The sequence below is a fragment of the Microvirga ossetica genome (assembly GCF_002741015.1).
GTDB classification, from domain to species: domain Bacteria; phylum Pseudomonadota; class Alphaproteobacteria; order Rhizobiales; family Beijerinckiaceae; genus Microvirga; species Microvirga ossetica.
In genome coordinates this window covers 551,319-570,895 of record NZ_CP016618.1, presented here as the reverse complement: position 1 = coordinate 570,895, position 19,577 = coordinate 551,319, and the positions used below count along the sequence as shown (strand labels likewise).

The following is a 19,577-nucleotide window of genomic DNA, read 5'->3' as shown; positions in this document are numbered from 1 at the left end:
TCTCTGGATGTCGTTGCGGCTTCACTTGCTTGCCTCGAGAGGGCAAGCCCGTTGGGTGCGACGCCTCGAACTCTCTCTTTCCAGACGGCACCCTTTCCTCCGTGACAAGGTCGAAATCCTTTCGTGGCGATTGGCTCCGGCTCCCGGGGGCTGTCCCGCGCCCGTTATCTCAAGCAAAGGCCCCGGATCGAGGGCTATATCCGGGGCCTAGCCTGTGACGGGACGGCTGTCTTACGGTTCGCCCGTCACAAGCTGCGGGCCGCCCTCACGGGGGACAGGAGGGAGAGATGGTCCGCAATACAATGGTGGTGCCGCGGCATCAGCCTGTGCGATCTGGCAGGGCCAGATCAGTCCGGTGCCGGGCCGGCAGGACCGGGGGAAGGGGCCGCGCCCGGTCTCATGACCATGTGCGCGGCCCTCGGCCCGTAGTTGCCCCCACGGGTGGGAAGTGCCGAGGTTAAGTTTTCATCTTTTCGAAGAAATCTCCCGCCTGAGGAATAGGAGGTAGATTACCGGAAAAGAGCAGTCGGTTTAGCTGTATTCTCGTTTATCTCGATAAGATCGTTGTATGGATTGACACGCCTTGATGAGGTCACAAAGCGACGAACTCTGTGTGTGCACCAGATGTTTCGGCACCCTGTCTGACTGGACCGTGAAGCGCCTCCCAAACCGATAGGCGCCTTCGTTTTCTTGATCGACGCTCAAGAGAGCGTCGCCTCATGCTGCCGGCCATCGGGTGTATGACGAACCACTCGCCAAGCCTTGAGCAAGAGGTCGCTTCCGTTCTTGAGGCGGACCGCCATTTAATGGCTCTGCGTGACTTTTAAGGTGAACGCACAACCAATGCCTACAACGAGAGCTTTCACACGCAAGGGAATATCGGCCAAGAGGCATCTCGGCGCGAACCCGCGCAACGCTCGCAAGAATCCCGGTCAGGGGCAGCTTGCTTGTACCACGCGCACGCTCGTCTATACCAAGGTGTGATCGGGGCAACCACGCGGACAATTGGTATGAAGCGCGGACGCAATCATCATCACCTTGTCAGCTTAACCCCATGCGGCTGCTGTTGGAGGCGCCCGTGGTCGCTCCGAGCGCGGCACCAACCGAGCCGAGCTCCGGCCTTGGAGAAGTGGAGGTTTCGATGAGGCGTGGTGAAACCTGGACGGTCTTCGATAATGGCTTAGCCATCGTGGTGACGATCATTGTCCTCGCGGCTCTCTTCTATTTCGGTCGGTCTGACGCTGAGGAGGGACATTTTCCCGGGCATCAGACGGCGCACGGCGCGTATCATCACCTCTATAACGGGATCATGCGCCCGGATGTCAAAAACTCGAGCTGTTGCAGTGAGCAGGACTGCGCTCCCACTGAAGCGAGGTGGGACAGTGTCAGGAAGCGTTGGATCGCGCTCAAATACGGTGCGTGGGTGGACATTCCTCCCGGCAAGGTCGTCCCGCGGGACCGGGTGCCCGATGGACTGGGCGCTGAACCTCACCTGTGCGCGCCGCCTCCTTCATGGTCCGCATATCCAAAGGATGAGGTGTTCTGCTTCATCGAGCCCGGTGGCGGCACCTGAGACCCCGGGGAGGCTTCCATGAGAATCCTTGGAATCCTGATGGACCCGTCGAAGGTGCCGAACCCGCGGCTCAATCGGCGGAGCCGATGTGCACACTGCAGAAGGCCCTATGTGTTCCGCCGCGGCATCCTCGCCAGGATCGAGCACAAGACGAAGGAGATGGCGCGTGATGAGGACGGCAGTCGGTATCTGAAGCGAGATGTCGGGGTGTACGCCTGCCATTCGCTCGAGTGCTTCCTTGCGATGATCGAGCCGAGCGGGCACGCATGAGGGCGATAAAAAGCTCACGAGAAGCTCTGATCCCGATCTCACGGCCGCTTCAATCGCTATTCTCAGGCAACGTGTCATCACCCCCTGAAAATACCAATGTAGGATTACGTCCCCCCTTGCCGTTGTGTTGCGCGCGCATCCTCGTCTTCACTCTAAACAGGAGAACACATTATGTTTAAGTTGCCTGTCGCGGGCTTCGCTAAGCGCGTGGATGATACAGTTACCCGCGCCATGAAGATCCTTCGCTCCCGCGAAGATTACACAGCCAAGAGACCAGCGACTACGCAGGCTTTTCAATCGCCAAAGCCCATTCCTGTCCGGGTGGAGCGGTAACTTCCCTCTACCTCAATACATCCCACTAGGGCATCGGACGTGAAAAGTGAAAACTATTTTTGTGCCCGATGCTCCCTTCATAGAGCAGCACATTGTCTTCTCGGGAACCGGATCCTCTTCTTGTTGACGCGGACCTCCTGTCCCGCACGAGGCACTAGCGTCGCGGCTCTCAATGAGAGAAAACGGTCAGCGGGGCTTGAGCCGCAAGGCTAGCGGCGCTTCCTACCGTCTGTGCCGCTCCCGCCGCCACGACCCCTAAACGCCCGCCGACGCCGATCTTGCCATCGGTGATCGTCTGCCCAGCCACGAGCCGCTCGCCGAGCACCCGGACTACCTCGGGACTTTCCGCGAACTTACCGTGGTTGAGAGGATCGCCGCTCTTGAGCGCCGTCAGGTCGAGAACCGTCACCCCGGCCTTCTCCAGTTCGGACCGATAGGGTTCGGTAGCTGGATTGATCTGGCCGAGTCGATCGATGTCGCCGCCGATATGGCGCGACACGCTCAGGGCCTGATCGTCCTGCGAGACGAAAAGCGTAAGCTTCGGACGAGACGGGCCCAATTCCTGCGACTGCCGGCGAAAGACATCAATGTCGAGATCCGGCGATGCCAGAATGACGTTCCTGATCTTCGGCGCAACCCGACCATCGCGGATCGCCATCTGACGCAGGGCCTCGGTCACAAGCCAACTTCCCATCGAGTGGGCCATGATCGTAACATCGCTGACCGACGGGTCCTGGGCAGCCCGCCGCAGAACCTCCTCAAGCTGCGTCCGGGAGTAGTTCGTGCTTTCCCTGTCATAGGCGTAATCGAGGACATTGCCCCGAGAAGGCCAGGTGAACAGGATCGGCGCGACATCAGCGTGGGAATCGTGCACGATCTGAGCGAAGCGGTACACCGCGTCTTCGTAGCGGTTGTTGAACCCGTGCACGAAGATCAGGACGTGACGATTACGCGGAAGGTGCTGCTTCAACCATCCACGAACCTCGCCGAGGTCAGTCAAGGTCCTGACCTTTGTCGTCGCGAACTCTGTCGACGGATCCGGGGGCAGGCGCTTCGGCCATTGCACCTGTCCGACCTGCCGGTTCTCCTCCGGGGGAATGGAGACCGTGATCTCAGTCGCGTGCAAGCCCTGACCGCGCTCTCCTGAGAACAGGACCGCTGGATCCGACGCTGGCGCCCGTGTGGTGGCGACGAGGAGGTTCACTTGCGAGGCGCGTGGAACCGTTGCCTGTACCGGCGTTAAAACTCCTTTGGGCAAGCCCGCACATCCCGACACACCGATGCAAAGGGAAAGAACGGTGGCAAGGCGTATCGCTTGATGCAGGGCGCGAGACTTTTTGGGCGACCCTGATGCTTTGACCATCCGTTTCATCACTTGCTGCTTCGACTGATCAGGTGATGCAGGCGTTCTTAATTCAAGCACGAGGTTAATCTCCTCGGCACGTTCGACTGCAACGATCCCGCGAGAGGAAGTGAGAGGAGGGACTTTCCAGCGCCGTCTGCGACAAGCAAGCTCCAGCCGCTCAAGTCCTGCTCGAGCGCTGGATCTTCCTGCAGCAGTTCTTCAATGACTCGGAGAGCCTCGGCATGCGCCATCGTGAGGTCTGTAACCCCGATGCCGTATGGATCGGCCAAGAGTTCCCGGTCATTTGAAAGATGGAAATAGCAGCGCATTACTTGATCTCTGCAATAGGCTAAGCGGATTACTTCTCGGAAATAGGATCGCGTGGTTTTGAGACTCGGGGCTAACCGTGATAAGTGGGCGTTCGCATCAGATCTCTTGCACAAAAGCAGCACCCAATTGGTATCGGGCGCTGCTCCTGCCTCGGTTAAGCCGTTCAGTAGGTGGTGAACTTGTAGTTCAGACCAGCGCGGATCACACCGAATTCAGTTTCATCCTTGCCGCTGATGTTGGGAACGTCGTCGTCGTCCTGTTCGAGGTTGACGTACAGACCTTCGACCTTGGCGGTCAGATTGTTGGTGAAGGCATACTCGACACCGGCACCAAGGGTCCAGCCAACGTTCGTGTCGTCCGAATTGCTGAATCCATTGCTGATCTTGCCGTACGCCAGACCGCCGGTGGCATAGATCAGCGCCCGATCGAAGGCGTAGCCGGCGCGGCCGCGCACGGTCCCAAACCAGTTGTCGTCATCGTCGTGGCTGTCGAGACCAGGAAGGGTGGTGTCGCCCCCGATGTCGGCGTACTGGATGTCCGTCTCCAGGCCGACCACGAAGGAGCCGATCTGGTAGTTGTAGCCGATCTGAGCGCCGCCGACGAAGCCGCCCTCGTCGTCGACTTCGAACGCCGTTCCGTTGATCACCACGTCATCGTCATTGGTGTTCCAGCCATAGCCGGCGTTCACACCAACGTAGAATCCCGTCCAGGTGAAGACGGGAACAGCCGCCGCGACCGGTGGCGGAGCGAAGCGGGAGGGCAGGTCGGCCGCGTGGGCCGCTGTTCCAAGGGCGGTCGCGACAGCCAGGGCGGCGAGGTGAGCGTTGAGCCCCGTTCTCATTTCTTATCCTTTCAGTGAGATGGACTGACATCAGAAGGTGCGGGATGCGCTGGGCATCGACCCCATGCAGATGCATCCCGAACTTGGCCGCAAACGCTTCTCAGGTCCAATATCTTGTTTCTTGCCCTACGATTGGAAAAACATATCATTGAATGGAAGCAGCGTTGAGGCCCTGGCTGGGTCAGTCACGGATCGTGAGCGCCTGACAGCTTTAAGGCATCCAACCGAGCAACGAGACCCGACACATGCGAAAGCGGAGGGCATGGCAACTGGCCGACTCCCTGCTCATAGGCCGCTGAATCGACGTGACCGGTCTCGGGCCAAGAACCCTCATCAAGCAAGCAAAACCCGTTAAGTTGACGGCGCCTGCTACCAAGACGTTTATCCTACTAACCGGCCAAGAGTTTGTTACGGTGACTTCAGCCTTCCGAGAGACTCAACCGGTTGCACCCGCCGTGTTGGAGTTACCCCTTCAATCTGTGCTCAGCCCGTCTCTGATCGAGACCTGCTTTGACCTGGGTAGACTCCGAGCAGTTCTGCCATTCTTACCAAATCCGGCAGCGAGCGCGCGCCCATTTTGCGCATGGCTTGGCCGCGATGAATTTTGACGGTGATTTCGCTGAGCCCCAGTTCCCCTGCGATTTGCTTGTTCATCAGACCCGTCGCGACAAGACTCATCACCTCCCGCTCGCGTTGCGTGAGAGTATCGAATTTAGCGCGCACATCTGAAAGCTGTTTATCCGATTGCCGTCGTTGGCGGTCTCGCTCTAGTGCTAACGTCACGGCATCCAGCATATCTTGATCGCGGAAAGGCTTGGCCAAGAAATCAACGGCTCCAGCCTTCATGGCCCTTACCGACATCGGGATATCGCCATGACCCGTCATGAAAATAATCGGAATATGAATGTTCGCTTTGGCCAATTCAGTTTGAAAGTCGAGACCGCTCAGCCGCGGCAATCTAACGTCGAGCACCAGGCAGCTTGGTATGTCGGGAAACTTGTGTTCCAGCAATTCGGCTGCAGACCCGAACATGCCGACTTTGAATCCGACTGAGCGAAACAGGCTTCCGAGCGCATTCCGCAGGGATTCATCATCATCGACGATGAAGATGATCGACTCCTCTGCAGCCACCGGCGGTGGTGTTGAACGGCTCGGCATGAGGTTCCCGTCCGACTACCAAACGATCACTGCCCAGAATAACACCTAAAAAGGCACTAGAGGAGAGCCAAACGGTCCAGAGTAGCAGGTTCATCCTTGCAGTCGTCACTTCCGAGCCCCCTCAAGCTCGGCAGTACACGAGGAGGACAGCGAATAATGTATCGAATGATTTCTGCCGTTTGGCTGGTCGCTGCATATAAATTGTCCCTCCTCGATCAGCTGGCCCAAGCTCACTCCCGTGATGAACTGCTTAGCTTAGCTTGCGGTAATATCCCCGCCCCTTCCAGTCAGAGCTCGATCAAGACAGCTAACCAGGGTTTGTTCATCGAATGGTTTGCTGAGCAAACTGACGGCTCCGGCATCCTTGGCAAGCCTATAGACCGTCTCGTCCGGAAAAGCCGTCATGAAGATTACAGGCATGCGCAGCCCCTTGCTCACGAGGCGGTGATGCAGTTCAAATCCGTTCATCCCTGGCATATGAATATCTGTAACCAGACATGAGGTATCGTTCAGGAGAGGCGATTGCAAGTAATCCTCCGCTGACGCAAACGTGTATACAATGTATCCGAGTGCTCTCAGGAGGCTCCTGATTGCCTCTCGGACAGCGTCATCATCATCGACAACTGAAACGCCTGGAGCATTTTGCACGCGACCCATCCTTCTGCGTGCGAGGGGTACGCAAGCTACGATTATGAATCCTTGAATAGTAGATAAATACGCCTCGACCGGGAAAGAAGTAATCATACATAGGTTTACCAGAGGGCAATTTCGACAGCTCCCGAATTCTACCGCCCTCTTCGAACCGGGTTTTCGAGGTTACAGGTGATGACATATTGAGCGTCGCCAGGGATACTCGGCAGCGTTCTTTTCTCGTCGGACCGGCACTCACGCAAGCCAACGTCACTATATAGATCTCATACCTCGAGACATCACGCGGAGTCCTGTCTGAGATGAGCCAGTTGCGGAAAGCGGTTTCTCGCGCCAGCTTGTTGATCGTTGGAAAAGGAGCATCCGAGCTCGATATAGAAACCCACAAGCATTACCTGACTTACGGCGCTCTAATGGTAGATCCCCCATAGCTGCTTCGCCTGGATGATAAAGCTCACGGATTTCGACAATTCGTCTTCATCGAGTTCGAGGAATCCGCAACTATCGACTAACGAGGAGGTGCCACGGGAGTAGATCTCAACCCAGTACGGCGGCTCGTGCTGGGAAATGTAGGGATCAGAGAGCTCGGTGATACGCACCTCAAGCGAGCAGAACTGTGCGACGATCGCTGTTCGCAAGCCTCTGCTATCCTTAGGCGTGAAGATGAGCCGGGCATAAGCTCGAACTAAAAGCTGCTCGACTTCGTCAAAAGACAGTGCATGAGAGGAGGCGCCGTCCGTAACGCTGTTGAGAGACCATGACATTGGATGGCTCCATAGCTGTCGTGCAATGATCCGGGTGGCGCTGAAGAGCGACAGACGGGTAGAGTCCGCAGGATTAAGCGGCGTGGCGACGCCCGCTCAGCCCCGCAGCCATGGTTTGCTGACCCTGCCGCAGCGACTCGATGACGTCCCGCATTGTTTCCGAAGCCACATCTACTGTAGGTTCTCTCAGAACAATGTCGCCGCGAGCGGTAAACCGCGCATCGTGCGCAGAGATAACCGCGGGGCGGTCGGGATGGATCTCGCGATACTCATCTGCCAAGATCCAGCCGTCGATTAGGCCGGCAAGAACGGCACGGCTGTAGAACCAGCCGATTTGGTGGGACCGGCGCGTCAAGATGACAAAGGCTTCCTCGCCTGTACCGGCCGTGAGAACCTTGTAGCTCGCGGAACGAAGCTCCTGCGCAAGACGCTCGCGAAAGTTAAGGTCGCCGTCCACGATCAGGATGCAATCCTTCAGCACTGGGTCCATAGCATCTTCCTGCAAGGCCTGCTTCGACGACATCGGTCGGCGAAGTTGCTCTGGAGAGCATTGTGATGCTCAGAAGCTAGAGGTTCCTCAGGTGAAGTTCGATTGTCTTCATGGGTGTCATGGTGATCAGGATTGGTTGAGTGGGTAATGCCTTCGTTTAGGATGAGCTATACTTCCAATTCGTCCGGCACCGGTGAGATACGCAGCGTTGCGTGATCACGGAAAGTGCTACCCTTTCGCTTCCATGAAGAACCCTGACTTTTGCACCGTGTGGCGTCGATAGCGTTCATAGGCGCCTGCTAGCGAAGTGCTTTCGCCTTTAACAGATTGTAAGCAGACGGCTATGGCGCTAAGGCATGGCTGTCCCCAACCACCAGAAAACGGCATTAAACGGCCAGACGTACGATTGCACTCGACAGTTGCTGTACAAGTGCAACCAAGCGGACCAGACGCGGGAGCCATCTCTTCTATCCTTTGGGAGCAGTTTTTAATCCGCCTCCGAACGAGCGGTTCTAGGGTCGTAGATTCCAAGTGCCGGACCTGATAGAGGTCCATTGATATGCTTTTGATATTATGATTTGCAAAACAATATATTGGACGCTGGCCAAGTCGACATTTATCCGTATCCATTCCTTCGGACAGGATGGATTGACGCTCATGACCTCCAGCACACTCACAGTCGATAACGAGCCCGAGGAACAGCCGGTCAAAGAAGGCACCATCGGCCCGAGCGTCGTCGACATCTCCAAGCTCTATGCCCAGACCGGGATCCAGCGGGGCTGAAGCAACGCCCCGGCAGAGACACAAAGCCATGCGCAGAATGCAAAACTTTTCCGTTGTCAGCCGCTACGCCACTTTGGCGGGCTGCGTCCTTCTGATGAGCGCCACCTTCTCGCTCGTTCAGCAGCCCGCCAGCCTGACCCTGGCTGCGGCCTTCGCTCTGCTCTCCCTGCTCGGCATCTATGACATGATCCAGGCAAAGCATGCCTTCAGGCCGTATCGTTTTTCCTTCGCGCGAGCGAGTTCACGAGGCCATTTGTCTGGGATCACAGCGCATTCTTCACCGATCTTTCCCGCGTTACGAATGCCCGGGGTCGGCATCGAACCGGTTGCAAACGGCCAGTTCAATGCGCTTGCCCCCAGCTGGGTCGAGACTCCGAGGACTGCGGACATAACGAGCGATCCTGCACTTGCGTTGCCCTTGCGGGCGGCGGTGCCAATCGGCTGCTCGGCGCAGCGGGAAGAAATAGCTGGACCGGTTCTGTTCCAGTGCTCGGATGCGGCATCCTCTGTGACCGGCCAAGTCCACGTCGGGGATCGGGCGGCCCCTGTGCGCGGCATGTTCCCGACGAATGGTCGGCAGGGACTAGATCGTTGAAGCGAAGGAAGGTTGTGACCGTCTCCTCGCAGCCGGTGACGAAGACGTCGGCGATAACACCAAAGGATAGCTGACCCGAGACGTTGGAAGGTTCCGGCTGAACCTCCATAGGCTCCCGGTGAACCTGCGTAGAATGGAGCAGCACCCCGCATCATCCTAGTCTGTCTGCCATATCCAAGCGGCACCTGTGCAACTTTGGCTCGTAGGAGGCCAGGATGAAACGATCAACGAGGCGGCGGTCCAGGCGCCGGGTCCTTCGGGAGCTCGATCTCAGCGCTGCAGCATGTGTGGTCCAGGCTGGCCTTGCAAACATCCCGACTAGCCAAAACTTCGGAGCAACCTCCAATGGCGACCATCATATCAGCGCAGATTGATACCGTCGTGATCGAACACAGGGTCGGACATCGCACGGAATATTTTTCAAATAATGGAATCTTCTGGATCCGCGACACTCTGGATGGGCGCGTCCTTGAGATCAGCATTAAGGAGTTCCTGGCTGTGCCGATTGCGGCTTACATCCGGCACATGGAGGCAGATCAATCAACAACTCCAGGGCAGGAGAGGACAAGGGGTTTGGGAGCCGGTTCAGCATGAGCCCGGTAGCGATCAGACGCGGCTGGGCCCGCCCCTGGAAGGGTGTCGTCCTGATCACTCTGTTTCTGCACCTTGTGAACCTTCAGCCGAGCCCAGCCCGCGCCGACGGAGCCGCCCCCCGGATGCCATACACGACGGCGCTGACGTCCGTAGGTCCTGGTGTCCCAAAACCGGCCAGTCCGGCCTTTGCGCAGGTGACCGGCCCGGACGGTCCGACGCCAGCCGGGCTCGCCTTCTGCCGACGGATGCCCAACGAGTGCTCGGTCGATCTCTCCGAGTCCTCTGAAGTTCAGCTCACGACCAAGGTCCTGGCTCTACTTCGGGCAACTTCGGAGCAGGTGAATGCGGCCATCAAGCCAATGACCGACATGGTGCATTGGGGTGCGGAGGATCGTTGGAGTTACCCGGACGATGGTTATGGGGATTGCGAGGATTTTCAACTCGTCAAGCGCAAGCGCCTCATCGAAAGCGGTCTGCCCCGTCGCGTACTGCGGATGGCGGTGGTTCTCGATCAGAACGGTGAAGGCCATGCGGTCCTGATGGTGCGCACCACCGCAGGCGACCTGGTCCTGGACAATAAGACCTCGGCGGTCCTGCCTTGGCGGGAGACGGGCTATCGCTTTGTCAAGCGCGAGGGCCAGGACGGGCCTGCTTGGGTCAGCTTGCTGGCGCCGCCTTCGCAAGTCGCCAGAGTCCTGAGCGTGGGATCAGGTCGGCAGAACCGACCCTTGCGGCGCCGTTAGCATATACACATGGGCATGTTCGGCCAGCATCCGTTGCGCCACACATCTGGAGTAGTGTTTGCCATGTCTCAGAAAGCCATTTCAGCCGATGACACGGCTGCTGTCCTAAGCGTTCAGTTCATGCGAGCCAGCGTTAGGTTCGTGGCCTCCATGGTAGCATTGATTGGTGTAAGCCTTCTGCTGGCTTCTCTCTAACAAAGCTTCGACTCCATCTGTAGACGCTGCCGGTCATCTGACCTGTGATTGCATCTTAGAACATAGTGCTCCGGGTAGAAGTGCTGCTGAGCCAGCGAATACAGCTGTTCTTTGCTTCGCTCAGCGCTGGCGTTCCAGCAAGGGCGGCACCTTTATCGCGGCGCTGCCACACATGGAGATCGCCTTCCCATCAGAACATCGCTGCGACCGAAGAGACTGATCTCGCTTCGCGCCTGGACATAGTCTCATCGTACTTGGCTTCCGATGCGATGATACTGGCAAAGAGTTCGCGGCAGCCAAGTAATGCGTAAGTAAGTACAGCAGGTCGATTTCGGCTGGACATCAGCGGAGCTTTGAAAGGAATAAGAGAGCTCCTCAGCTGCCGCTCTCCTTTTCGCCGCCAAGGTTGATGCAGCAGGGTCGTTAAATTGCAGGCCTTCAGCGGTTGAGCCGCGGTGCCGAAACACACTCAGGCAGTCGATATGTTTTTCCAATCGTAAGGTCAAAAGCAATATATTGGACCGGCGCAGACAGCAGGGCTATCCCATCCTCATGGGCAGAGGTTCCCGAGGACAACCAGGGAAAGGGCAAATGATGGGACATGGTCTTCAATGGCCTAAATCAATCTGTTGCTTGGCAATGCTTGCCGTGACGGGCTTGGCCGGCTGCCAGCAGCAGACCAGCCGCCCGGAGAATCCTCCAATCGTAGTTCAGGTCGAGACGGCTAGGTTGACTGACTATGCACCAACGGTGCGGCTGACCGGCGAAGTTCGCGCACAGGTCGAGAGCGACCTGTCCTTTCGGGTCGGGGGCCGCATCACCGAGCGCCTGGTCAACGTCGGCGACCACGTGACGGCCGATCAGGTGCTGGCCCGGCTCGACCCGCAGCAGCAACAGGCGACGGTGACCGCCGCCGCTGCCGCCGTCCAGTCCGCCGAGGCCATTCTCCGCCAGGCGACCTCCAGCTACGAACGCCAGAAGGCGCTGCTCGCCCAGGGCTACACAACCAAACGGGAGCACGATCAGGCTCAGGAAGCGTTCCGTACCGCGCAGGCCGCACTCGACACCGCACGGGCCCAGTTCGGCACCGCCCGCGACCATCTTTCCGACACGGTGCTGAGAGCAGGCGCCCCTGGGGTCGTCACGGCCCGCAATGCTGAGGCTGGGCAGGTCGTGCAGGTGGCGCAGACCGTCTTCTCGATCGCCCAGGACGGGCCACGCGATGCGGTCTTCAACGTCTACGAGTCGATCTTCACTCGCGAGCTCGGCAATCCCACCATTGCGCTGACGCTGGTGTCCGATCCGGCCGTGATGGCCAAGGGCACCGTGCGTGAGATCTCCCCGACCGTGGACAGGGCAACCGGAACCGTCAGGGCCAAGGTCGCCATCGAGCATCCGCCGGCAGCGATGACACTCGGGGCCGCCGTCGTCGGCGAGGGCCGGTTCCAGACCCGCAAGCTCGTGGTGATCCCGTGGGGCGCTCTGTCCAGCGCAAACGGCCAACCGGCCGTGTGGGTCGTCGATCCCCAGACCAAGACAGTGTCGCTGAGGTCGATCACCGTTGAAAGCTATGAGACCGGAAAGGTCGCCGTGCGTGAGGGGCTCCAGCCCGGTGAGATCGTCGTCACCGGCGGGGCGCAGTTCCTGCGGCCCGACCAGGTCGTTGCATTCCCCGAAGGAGCGGCCTCATGAAGCCCGTCCCCCTATCCCTGGCTGCCCTGGGCATGATGGCCCTGCTCGCCGCCTGCCAGGAAGAGCACCATGCCGAGGCGCCGGCGCCCCGACCCGTTCTCACCGTTGTTGTCGCCCCGCAGACGGCACGGACCGTGGGCTTTGCCGGAACCGTCGAGCCCCGGTACAAGTCCGACCTCGGCTTCCGGGTGCTCGGGCGCGTCATCAGCCGCGACGTCAATGTAAGCGACGTCGTCAGGAAGGGACAGCGCCTGGCCACGCTCGACCCGGTTGCCTATCAGCTGGCGGTGCGGTCGGCGCAGGCCGACCTGGCCAGCGCGACCGCCCGCCTCGAGAATGCCGCTTCGACCGAGGCCCGCCAGCGCACACTGCTGCAGCAGAACATCACCACACAGGCCCAGTACGATGCCGCCAAGCAGGCCCGCGAGTCTGCGGAGGCTGGCGTCACGAGCGCCAGGGCAAACCTCGACAAGGCCGAGGAGCAGCTCGGCTACGCCGAGCTTCGCGCCGATTCCGACGGGGTGGTCACCGCCACCGCGGCGGAACTCGGGCAGGTGGTCCAGCCGGGGCAGGCGGTCGTCTCGGTAGCCCGCCCGGAGATCCGGGAGGCGGTCGTCGACCTGCCCGAGAGCATCGGGCGGGATCTCAGGCCGGAAGCCCGCTTCGATGTCGCTCTGCAGCTGGATCCCTCGGTGCGGGCTGCCGGGTCGGTGCGGGAGATCGCGCCACAGGCGGATCCCGCCACCCGCACGCTGCGGGTGCGGATCACCCTCGACAACCCACCCAAGAGTTTCCGGCTCGGAACGACGATCACCGCCACGGTCACGACGTTTACTGCTCCGGGTATCGAGTTGCCGATCTCGGCTCTGCTGGAGCGCGACGGCAAGACGATGGTCTGGGTCGTCGATCCGGCCACCCGGACGGTGTCGACCCGGGACGTGACGATTGTCGCCCGGGACGGATCCTCCGTCTGGGTTCTGAACGGACTTACCCGCGGCACGCGCGTGGTTACCGCCGGCGCGAACAGCCTGACCCCCAATCAAACAGTCAAGATCGCAGACGAGTCCTCCCAATGAACAGCCGCTTCAACCTGTCCGACTGGGCGCTCGAGCACCGCTCCCTCGTCTGGTACTTCATGATCGTGTTCGGAATCGCCGGCATCTTCGCCTACATCAACTTGGGGCGTGAGGAAGATCCTTCGTTCACCATCAAGACGATGGTGATTGCGGCCCAGTGGCCCGGTGCGACCGTCGAGGAAACCTCGCTCCAGGTCACCGATCGGATCGAGAAGAAGCTCGAGGAGCTCGACTCGCTCGACTACACCCGCAGCCAGACCACGCCGGGCCAGACCGTGATTTATGTCAACCTGAAGGACACAGTCAAAAGCCGCGACGTGCCGGGTGTCTGGGTAAGAGTCCGGAACATGATCAACGACGTCAAACGGGAGTTTCCCCAAGGCGTCGTAGGTCCCGGCTTCAACGACGACTTCGGCGACGTGTATGGCAACGTCTACGCGTTCACCGCGGATGGGCTGACGCAGCGGCAGATGCGCGACTATGTCGAGGACGTGCGGGCCAAGGTTCTCACGGTGCCGAATGTCGGCAAGGTCAACCTGATCGGCGCCCAGGACGAGGCGATCTTCCTGGAATTCTCGACGCGCGAGATGGCGGCTCTCGACATCAGCCAGCAGGACGTCATCCAGACGCTCCAGGCCCAGAATGCGATCACCCCGTCCGGCGTCATCCAGGCCGGTCCTGAGCGTATCAGCGTACGGGTAACCGGGCAGTTCACCTCAGAGGAGAGCCTGCGCGACCTCAACCTGCGCCTCAACGACCGTTTCTTCCGCCTCAGCGATGTCGCCGCCATCAGCCGCGGCTACGTCGACCCGCCGCAGGCCTTGTTTCGGTTCAAGGGCCAGCCTGCCATCGGCCTGGCCATCGGCATGAAGACAGGCGCCAACCTGCTGCACTTCGGCGAGGCGTTGCAGGAGCAGATGGACAAGATCATCGCCGAATTGCCCATCGGCGTCGGCGTGCATCTCGTGGCCGATCAGCCCATCGTGGTCGAGGAGGCAGTCGGCGGCTTCACCAAGGCCTTGTTCGAGGCCGTCGCAATCGTGCTGGTGGTCAGCTTCCTGAGCCTGGGCATGCGAGCCGGGTTCGTGGTCGCGCTGTCGATCCCGCTCGTGCTGGCCATGACCTTCGTGGTCATGCAGTATACCGGCATCTCGCTGCAGCGCATTTCGCTTGGCGCTCTCATCATCGCGCTCGGCCTCCTAGTCGACGATGCTATGATCGCCGTCGAGATGATGGTGGCGCGGCTGGAGGCCGGCGACACGCTGCGCAAGGCTGCCACCGCCGTCTACACCTCGACCGCGTTCCCAATGCTCACCGGCACGCTCGTCACCGTTGCAAGCTTCATCCCGGTCGGTCTCAACAGCAGCAACGCGGGCGAGTTCACCTTCACGCTGTTCGTGGTGATCGCGGCCTCGCTGTTGCTGTCGTGGATCGTCGCGGTGGTGTTCACGCCCCTGCTCGGCGTGACGCTGCTGCCGAAGACGATGAAGAAGCATCACGACAAGCCGAGCCGCCTCATGACGGCGTTCTCGCGCGTCCTCGTCGGCGCCATGCGCTGGCGCTGGCTAACCATCGGCGTGACGGTGGCGATGTTCGGCGTCTCCCTCTACGGCATGAAGTTCGTCGAGCAGCAGTTCTTTCCGTCTTCAGATCGCAACGAACTCCTCGTCGACTTCACGCTGCCGCAGAACGCCGCGATTACCGACACGAAGGCACAGATGGACCGCTTCGAGGCCAAGCTCGCGGGCGATCCTGACATCGATCACTGGTCGTCCTATGTCGGCCAGAGCGCTGTGCGGTTCATTCTCGCCTTCGACCCGCAGCCGTCGAACCCCAACTACGGCCAGATGGTCATTGTGACCAAAAGCATCGAGGCCCGCGAGCGCCTCCGGGCCAAGATCAAGACCTGGGCCCGACAGGAATTTGCCGGCCTGGATGTGTACACGGATCTTCTGGCGGTGGGGCCGCCGGCCGGACGCCCGGTGCAGTACCGGCTCAGCGGCCCGGACGTCCAGAAAGTGCGCGACCTGGCGCAGCAACTCGCAACTCTCGTGGGCGATCACCCCCGGGTCACCAACATCGGCTTCAACTGGAATGAGCCTGCCCGGGTGGTGAAGGTCGACGTGCTCCAGGATAAGGCCCGCCAGCTCGGCGTGACCTCGCAGGACATCGCAGGTGCCCTCAACAGCGTCGTCGGCGGCACGAGCATCACCCAGGTCCGCGACGCGATCTATCTGGTCGACGTGATGGGCCGGGCGCGCGCCGCCGAGCGGCAATCCATCGAGACGCTCCAGAACCTGCAATTGCCGGGCAAGGATGGCCAGTCCGTGCCGCTGGCGGCGGTCGCGACCTTCCATTATGAGCTCGAGCAGCCGGTGATCTGGCGCCGCAGCCGCCTGCCGACGATCACGATCCGGGGCAGTATCATCGATGCAACCCAGCCGGCGACGATCGTCCAGCAGCTTGAGCCGAAGGTGCAGGAGTTCGTTCGCACGCTTCCGGCTGGCTACGGGGTGGCGGTGGCTGGCCCCGTGGAGGAGAGCGCCAAGTCCCAGGGGCCGATCACGGCGGTGGTCCCGCTCATGCTGTTCGTCATGGCAACGATCCTGATGCTTCAGTTGCAGAGCTTCTCGCGGCTGTTTCTGGTGGTGGCGGTGGCTCCGCTCGGGCTGATCGGCGTGGTGGCGGCGATGCTGCCCAGCGGGGCTCCCATGGGCTTCGTGGCCATCCTTGGGGTACTGGCGCTGGTCGGCATCCTGATCCGCAACTCGGTGATCCTGGTCGTGCAGATCGAGGACCTGCGGCGGGAGGGCCGGGCCCCATGGGAGGCCGTGGTCGAGGCCACCATGCACCGGACGCGGCCGATCCTGCTGACCGCGGCGGCGGCGAGCCTGGCGCTGATCCCGATCTCGCGCGAGGTGTTCTGGGGGCCGATGGCCTACGCCATGATGGGCGGCATCATCGTGGGCACGGCGTTGACCCTCGTGTTTCTGCCGGCGTTGTACGTGGCCTGGTTCCGCATCAAGGCGCCCTCCAAACCCGAAGTGGAACTGCCAGTTCCCGAGGGGGTGCATGAGCCGGCATAGAGCGCGATAAACCGATTGGCCGGCGTTCCAGACCGTGGCCCTGTGCCCCCGCGCCTTGGTCCGCGCGAACGTCCGCCTAAGCCCCGGCGGCCGCAAGCCGCCGGGGCCACACCCCCCGCATGCAAAAGAGGAGCGAATCCCATGCCCAGCAACAAGCCACCTCACAGCGACCAGCCCCCTCATGATCTCAGGAGCATGCTCACGAAGAGTAAGATCCTGGACGGCGCCCGTCAGGTCTTCCTTCTGAACGGCTATACCGGCGCCAGCATCGACCAGATCATCAACCAGGCTGGTGTCTCGAAGGGCTCAATCTATCACCACTTCGACGGCAAGGACGTCCTGTTCAACTCGCTGGTCGCCGCAGAAGCGGAGAGGATCGCGCGGGCATTGCCGTGCATCGATCCGGACGACTCCAACCCGTGCTCCGCCTTGCAGCAGATCGGGATGGCCATGCTCGAAACCCTGAACAATCCGGCCACCAGCGCGACTCTGCGCCTGATCATCGGAGCGCTTGGCCGATTTCCTCAACTGGGAGAGGAGTTCCTCCGGAACAGCCTGGGCCCAACCGTGGAAGGGATCGCAGCCTATCTCGATGTCCACGCGGCTTCCAAGGACATTCGGATCGGCAACAGCCGTGCCGCAGCGGAGGAGTTCGCGAGGCGATGCCTGGCGCATGTGGTCGAACGGGTTCTGGTGCCACACCAGCCTTTTATGACGGAAGCTGAATGCACGGGCGTGATCAAGGATATTCTCCGCAACTGCGGCATTCGGTGGCGGAATGCCGTCCCGAACGACGGGAGCGCGCGTATCATGTCTCCCTATGACTGAAGCATGATGTCCCGGTGGTTCCCGCTCATCATCACAATGTCGATCTCCTGCGGCACGCTTTACGTCGCGTTGTTCCGCTAGCCGAACGCCGAAGTCCAGGCTGAGGGGACAATTGTTACAAGCCTGTACACGGGACCAGAACGATGGACATTAACCCACAATGGATCACCCTCGGTTCGGCCTCGTCGGCAATGATCGCAGCCGCGCTCCGCCAGACCCTGGCGGAGCCGACCGGCCTCATGATCGCCTGTTCAACCTCGGTCGCGTGACCATGACGCTCGAAGCCCTTGCCCGGTCAGTTCCGTTGGAGCAACAATCCCCCTGTCAGAAAACCGGGATCCGCATGCGACAGCGTATCTCCCCACGCTATTTCTCGCTCAGCACGCTTCTGGCGATCAGTTTCGGGGGCTTGATGCTCCTCGCCGTCGGCTCCGTTCTCATCGTGAGCCTCGGAGGCGCGGGCCGAAACACCGGCGAGCTTCTGGCCGATAAGGCCGACCTGATCCTGTCCTCCATCGAGCAACGCGTCCGGCAACATCTTGGCATCGTCGTGGCCCAAGCCGAGTATCTAAAAACCTCGATGGACCGGGGGCAGCTTGACATCAAGGATGCCAGAGCGCTCGAAACGGCCCTTAGGTCTGCCCTTGCAGCAACACCGCAGGTAACCGGCATTGGCTTCATTCGCTCCAATCTGGAGGTCGTGCGGGTGGAGCGACGAGATGGCAGTCTCATCACCGAGGACTGGTCCGGCCAGCTCGATATCATTAAGCTCTTCGAGGATGTGCGGGCCGGCAAGGCTGCCGGATGGGGGGAACCCGTCTGGAGCCATCCGTTTCAGCAGACAATCATCCCGTTTATCGTCCCCGTGCATCGCGACGGAGACCTCCTTGGGATCCTCGTCCCGGCCATTGAGGTCACTGAGCTCTCCCGATACGTCGCCGAGATGTCCTCGCCTGTGCAGAGGGCGTTCATCCTCCACGGCCAGGACGCGGTGCTGGCTCACCCGGCCCTGGCCGGCAGATCCCCAACAGGGGCACACGAGCGCCCATTGCCGCTCCTCACCGAGGTCGACGACAAGGTTCTGCAAGCGATATGGTCGGCTGAGCGACAACCGCTGAACCTGCCTCTGAGGTCGACGGACCAGGGGCATATCGTTCCATTCTCGGCCGATTACTTCATCTACATGTACCGACGGGTTGCAGGCTTCGGTGAGAAGCCCTGGATCATTGGTGCGGCCTTGCCCGGTTCAGACGCCGGGCAGGAGGCGGAGCGACTGCAGACGATGGTGCTGACCGGATTAGGGCTCCTGCTCGTCTCCGTGTTCAGCGCGATCGCGGTCGGTCGGCGGGTCGCGCGCCCGATCCGCGACTTCGTTCGCGTGACAGAAGCCGTCCGGACACTCGAATTCGACAAAGCCCCCGTTCTCTCACGCAGCCGGATCCGGGAACTCGACACAGCTGGCCAAGCGCTGAACGCCATGGTTGCAGCTCTTCGCTGGTTTGAACTGTACCTGCCCAAACGCCTTGTCCATCGCCTTATCGCGCACGGGCAGGACGATCTCGCCAACGCCTATGAGCGTGACGTTACCGTCATGTTCACGGATCTGAGTGGCTTTACACGGATGGCATCCCGGCTGTCCCCTTCCGAAACGGCACAGTTCCTGAACTCGCACTTTGCTCTGGTAGGGGCCTGTGTCGAGGCCGAGGGAGGCACGATCGACAAGTACATCGGCGACAGCCTCATGGCGTTTTGGGGCGCACCGGAGGAGCAACCCGATCACGTGGAACGGGCCTGCCGGGCCGCGCGGGCGATCGCCTCCAAGATTCACGCCGACAACAGGGCCCGGTTGACAAGCGGCCTCGCCCCTGTCCGGGTGAGGATTGGCATCAGCACGGGCCCTGCTCTCGTGGGCAACATCGGGGCTCCCAGCCGGATGAACTACACGCTCGTCGGAGATGCGGTTAATATCGCGCAGCGCCTAGAGCAGGTCGGGAAGGACGTCCAAGACGACAGCGACGTGATCACGTTGATCACTGAGGGGGTCTTTACTGGCTTGCCTGAGCCCGGACAGGCCGTGTTCTGGGCCCGACGAGAGGTGCGGGAGAGAGATGGCACAATAGGAATCTATCGGCTGACCTGAGCATCCCTTTGGCCTGATCGAACCCGCATACAACTGGGCCCTGGATCGGCTTGCCCTGCGCTCGGGCTTTGAAGTCTGAGCCGCGATAGTTGA

At 60.6% G+C, this 19,577-nt stretch carries 17 protein-coding genes and 1 pseudogene; 11 read left to right on the top strand and 7 right to left on the bottom strand.

Annotated elements, in window-relative coordinates; genetic code table 11:
- The first annotated feature begins 1,141 nt into the window (after positions 1–1,141).
- Positions 1,142–1,573 carry a hypothetical protein gene (locus tag BB934_RS37235; RefSeq protein ID WP_099514751.1) on the top strand — a complete coding sequence of 144 codons (432 nt, stop codon included), beginning with the start codon at positions 1,142–1,144 and terminating at the stop codon, positions 1,571–1,573.
- Between the two features lie 18 nt (positions 1,574–1,591).
- The gene (locus tag BB934_RS37230) at positions 1,592–1,843 is read left to right on the top strand and encodes a hypothetical protein (protein ID WP_099514750.1); all 252 of its coding nucleotides are present in this window, start codon (positions 1,592–1,594) and stop codon (positions 1,841–1,843) included.
- A gap of 511 nt (positions 1,844–2,354) precedes the next feature.
- Here BB934_RS37230 and BB934_RS37225 read toward each other — a convergent pair.
- The 7 genes and pseudogenes from BB934_RS37225 to BB934_RS37195 all read right to left on the bottom strand — a co-directional run.
- Positions 2,355–3,539: pseudogene (locus tag BB934_RS37225) on the bottom strand (alpha/beta hydrolase); the annotation flags it as partial.
- 47 nt (positions 3,540–3,586) lie between these two features.
- On the bottom strand, positions 3,587–3,850 hold the full coding sequence (locus tag BB934_RS51250; protein WP_099514748.1) for a DUF6894 family protein: 264 nt from the start codon (positions 3,848–3,850) through the stop codon (positions 3,587–3,589).
- A 164-nt stretch (positions 3,851–4,014) separates the two neighbouring features.
- Positions 4,015–4,659, bottom strand: coding sequence for an outer membrane protein (locus tag BB934_RS37215; RefSeq protein WP_418294817.1), 645 nt, complete (start codon positions 4,657–4,659; stop codon positions 4,015–4,017).
- Between the two features lie 516 nt (positions 4,660–5,175).
- Positions 5,176–5,850 (bottom strand): response regulator transcription factor, encoded by a 675-nt coding sequence (locus BB934_RS37210; RefSeq protein ID WP_099514746.1) that lies wholly within the window; start codon positions 5,848–5,850, stop codon positions 5,176–5,178.
- A gap of 255 nt (positions 5,851–6,105) precedes the next feature.
- Positions 6,106–6,507, bottom strand: a complete 402-nt coding sequence (locus BB934_RS37205; RefSeq protein ID WP_099514876.1) for a response regulator transcription factor — start codon at positions 6,505–6,507, stop codon at positions 6,106–6,108.
- Positions 6,508–6,908: 401 nt separating this feature from the next.
- Positions 6,909–7,262 (bottom strand): hypothetical protein, encoded by a 354-nt coding sequence (locus BB934_RS37200; RefSeq protein ID WP_099514745.1) that lies wholly within the window; start codon positions 7,260–7,262, stop codon positions 6,909–6,911.
- Between the two features lie 73 nt (positions 7,263–7,335).
- Complete coding sequence (locus BB934_RS37195; RefSeq protein WP_099514744.1) at positions 7,336–7,785, bottom strand: DNA-binding transcriptional response regulator; 450 nt, start codon at positions 7,783–7,785, stop codon at positions 7,336–7,338.
- A 624-nt stretch (positions 7,786–8,409) separates the two neighbouring features.
- Between BB934_RS37195 and BB934_RS50325 the strand changes: the two genes are divergently transcribed.
- From BB934_RS50325 to BB934_RS37145, 9 genes are all read left to right on the top strand, one after another.
- Entirely contained in the window at positions 8,410–8,535 is a 126-nt protein-coding gene (locus tag BB934_RS50325; RefSeq protein WP_257792383.1) for a hypothetical protein, read from the top strand.
- A 28-nt stretch (positions 8,536–8,563) separates the two neighbouring features.
- Entirely contained in the window at positions 8,564–9,130 is a 567-nt protein-coding gene (locus BB934_RS37185; RefSeq protein ID WP_157934559.1) for an SDR family oxidoreductase, read from the top strand.
- Between the two features lie 345 nt (positions 9,131–9,475).
- Positions 9,476–9,724 (top strand): hypothetical protein, encoded by a 249-nt coding sequence (locus tag BB934_RS37180; protein ID WP_099514741.1) that lies wholly within the window; start codon positions 9,476–9,478, stop codon positions 9,722–9,724.
- Positions 9,721–10,467, top strand: a complete 747-nt coding sequence (locus BB934_RS37175; protein WP_237050562.1) for a transglutaminase-like cysteine peptidase — start codon at positions 9,721–9,723, stop codon at positions 10,465–10,467. The genes BB934_RS37180 and BB934_RS37175 overlap by 4 nt, the downstream gene beginning before the upstream one ends.
- Positions 10,468–11,214: 747 nt before the next feature.
- Positions 11,215–12,354 carry an efflux RND transporter periplasmic adaptor subunit gene (locus tag BB934_RS37165; protein WP_418294806.1) on the top strand — a complete coding sequence of 380 codons (1,140 nt, stop codon included), beginning with the start codon at positions 11,215–11,217 and terminating at the stop codon, positions 12,352–12,354.
- Positions 12,351–13,430, top strand: a complete 1,080-nt coding sequence (locus tag BB934_RS37160) for an efflux RND transporter periplasmic adaptor subunit (RefSeq protein ID WP_099514738.1) — start codon at positions 12,351–12,353, stop codon at positions 13,428–13,430. Before BB934_RS37165 ends, BB934_RS37160 begins: the two co-directional genes overlap by 4 nt.
- Positions 13,427–16,516, top strand: a complete 3,090-nt coding sequence (locus tag BB934_RS37155) for an efflux RND transporter permease subunit (protein WP_099514737.1) — start codon at positions 13,427–13,429, stop codon at positions 16,514–16,516. Before BB934_RS37160 ends, BB934_RS37155 begins: the two co-directional genes overlap by 4 nt.
- Positions 16,517–16,711: 195 nt before the next feature.
- A complete protein-coding gene (locus BB934_RS37150) occupies positions 16,712–17,344 on the top strand; it encodes a TetR/AcrR family transcriptional regulator (RefSeq protein WP_162299256.1) in 633 nt (210 codons plus the stop codon).
- Between the two features lie 160 nt (positions 17,345–17,504).
- On the top strand, positions 17,505–19,484 hold the full coding sequence (locus tag BB934_RS37145; protein WP_099514735.1) for an adenylate/guanylate cyclase domain-containing protein: 1,980 nt from the start codon (positions 17,505–17,507) through the stop codon (positions 19,482–19,484).
- Positions 19,485–19,577: the final 93 nt, after the last annotated feature.

What these genes read in the sequence shown, in the direction of transcription:
- BB934_RS37185 (WP_157934559.1), top strand. Translation starts at nt 8,564, where the DNA reads ATGCGCAGAATGCAAAACTTTTCCGTTGTCAGCCGCTACGCCACTTTG.
- BB934_RS37210 (WP_099514746.1), bottom strand. Translation starts at nt 5,850, where the DNA reads ATGCCGAGCCGTTCAACACCACCGCCGGTGGCTGCAGAGGAGTCGATC.
- BB934_RS37205 (WP_099514876.1), bottom strand. Translation starts at nt 6,507, where the DNA reads ATGGGTCGCGTGCAAAATGCTCCAGGCGTTTCAGTTGTCGATGATGAT.
- BB934_RS37165 (WP_418294806.1), top strand. Translation starts at nt 11,215, where the DNA reads ATGGGCAGAGGTTCCCGAGGACAACCAGGGAAAGGGCAAATGATGGGA.
- BB934_RS37235 (WP_099514751.1), top strand. Translation starts at nt 1,142, where the DNA reads ATGAGGCGTGGTGAAACCTGGACGGTCTTCGATAATGGCTTAGCCATC.
- BB934_RS51250 (WP_099514748.1), bottom strand. Translation starts at nt 3,850, where the DNA reads ATGCGCTGCTATTTCCATCTTTCAAATGACCGGGAACTCTTGGCCGAT.
- BB934_RS37200 (WP_099514745.1), bottom strand. Translation starts at nt 7,262, where the DNA reads ATGTCATGGTCTCTCAACAGCGTTACGGACGGCGCCTCCTCTCATGCA.
- BB934_RS37195 (WP_099514744.1), bottom strand. Translation starts at nt 7,785, where the DNA reads ATGTCGTCGAAGCAGGCCTTGCAGGAAGATGCTATGGACCCAGTGCTG.
- BB934_RS50325 (WP_257792383.1), top strand. Translation starts at nt 8,410, where the DNA reads ATGACCTCCAGCACACTCACAGTCGATAACGAGCCCGAGGAACAGCCG.
- BB934_RS37155 (WP_099514737.1), top strand. Translation starts at nt 13,427, where the DNA reads ATGAACAGCCGCTTCAACCTGTCCGACTGGGCGCTCGAGCACCGCTCC.
- BB934_RS37160 (WP_099514738.1), top strand. Translation starts at nt 12,351, where the DNA reads ATGAAGCCCGTCCCCCTATCCCTGGCTGCCCTGGGCATGATGGCCCTG.
- BB934_RS37145 (WP_099514735.1), top strand. Translation starts at nt 17,505, where the DNA reads ATGGATCACCCTCGGTTCGGCCTCGTCGGCAATGATCGCAGCCGCGCT.
- BB934_RS37180 (WP_099514741.1), top strand. Translation starts at nt 9,476, where the DNA reads ATGGCGACCATCATATCAGCGCAGATTGATACCGTCGTGATCGAACAC.
- BB934_RS37175 (WP_237050562.1), top strand. Translation starts at nt 9,721, where the DNA reads ATGAGCCCGGTAGCGATCAGACGCGGCTGGGCCCGCCCCTGGAAGGGT.
- BB934_RS37150 (WP_162299256.1), top strand. Translation starts at nt 16,712, where the DNA reads ATGCTCACGAAGAGTAAGATCCTGGACGGCGCCCGTCAGGTCTTCCTT.
- BB934_RS37230 (WP_099514750.1), top strand. Translation starts at nt 1,592, where the DNA reads ATGAGAATCCTTGGAATCCTGATGGACCCGTCGAAGGTGCCGAACCCG.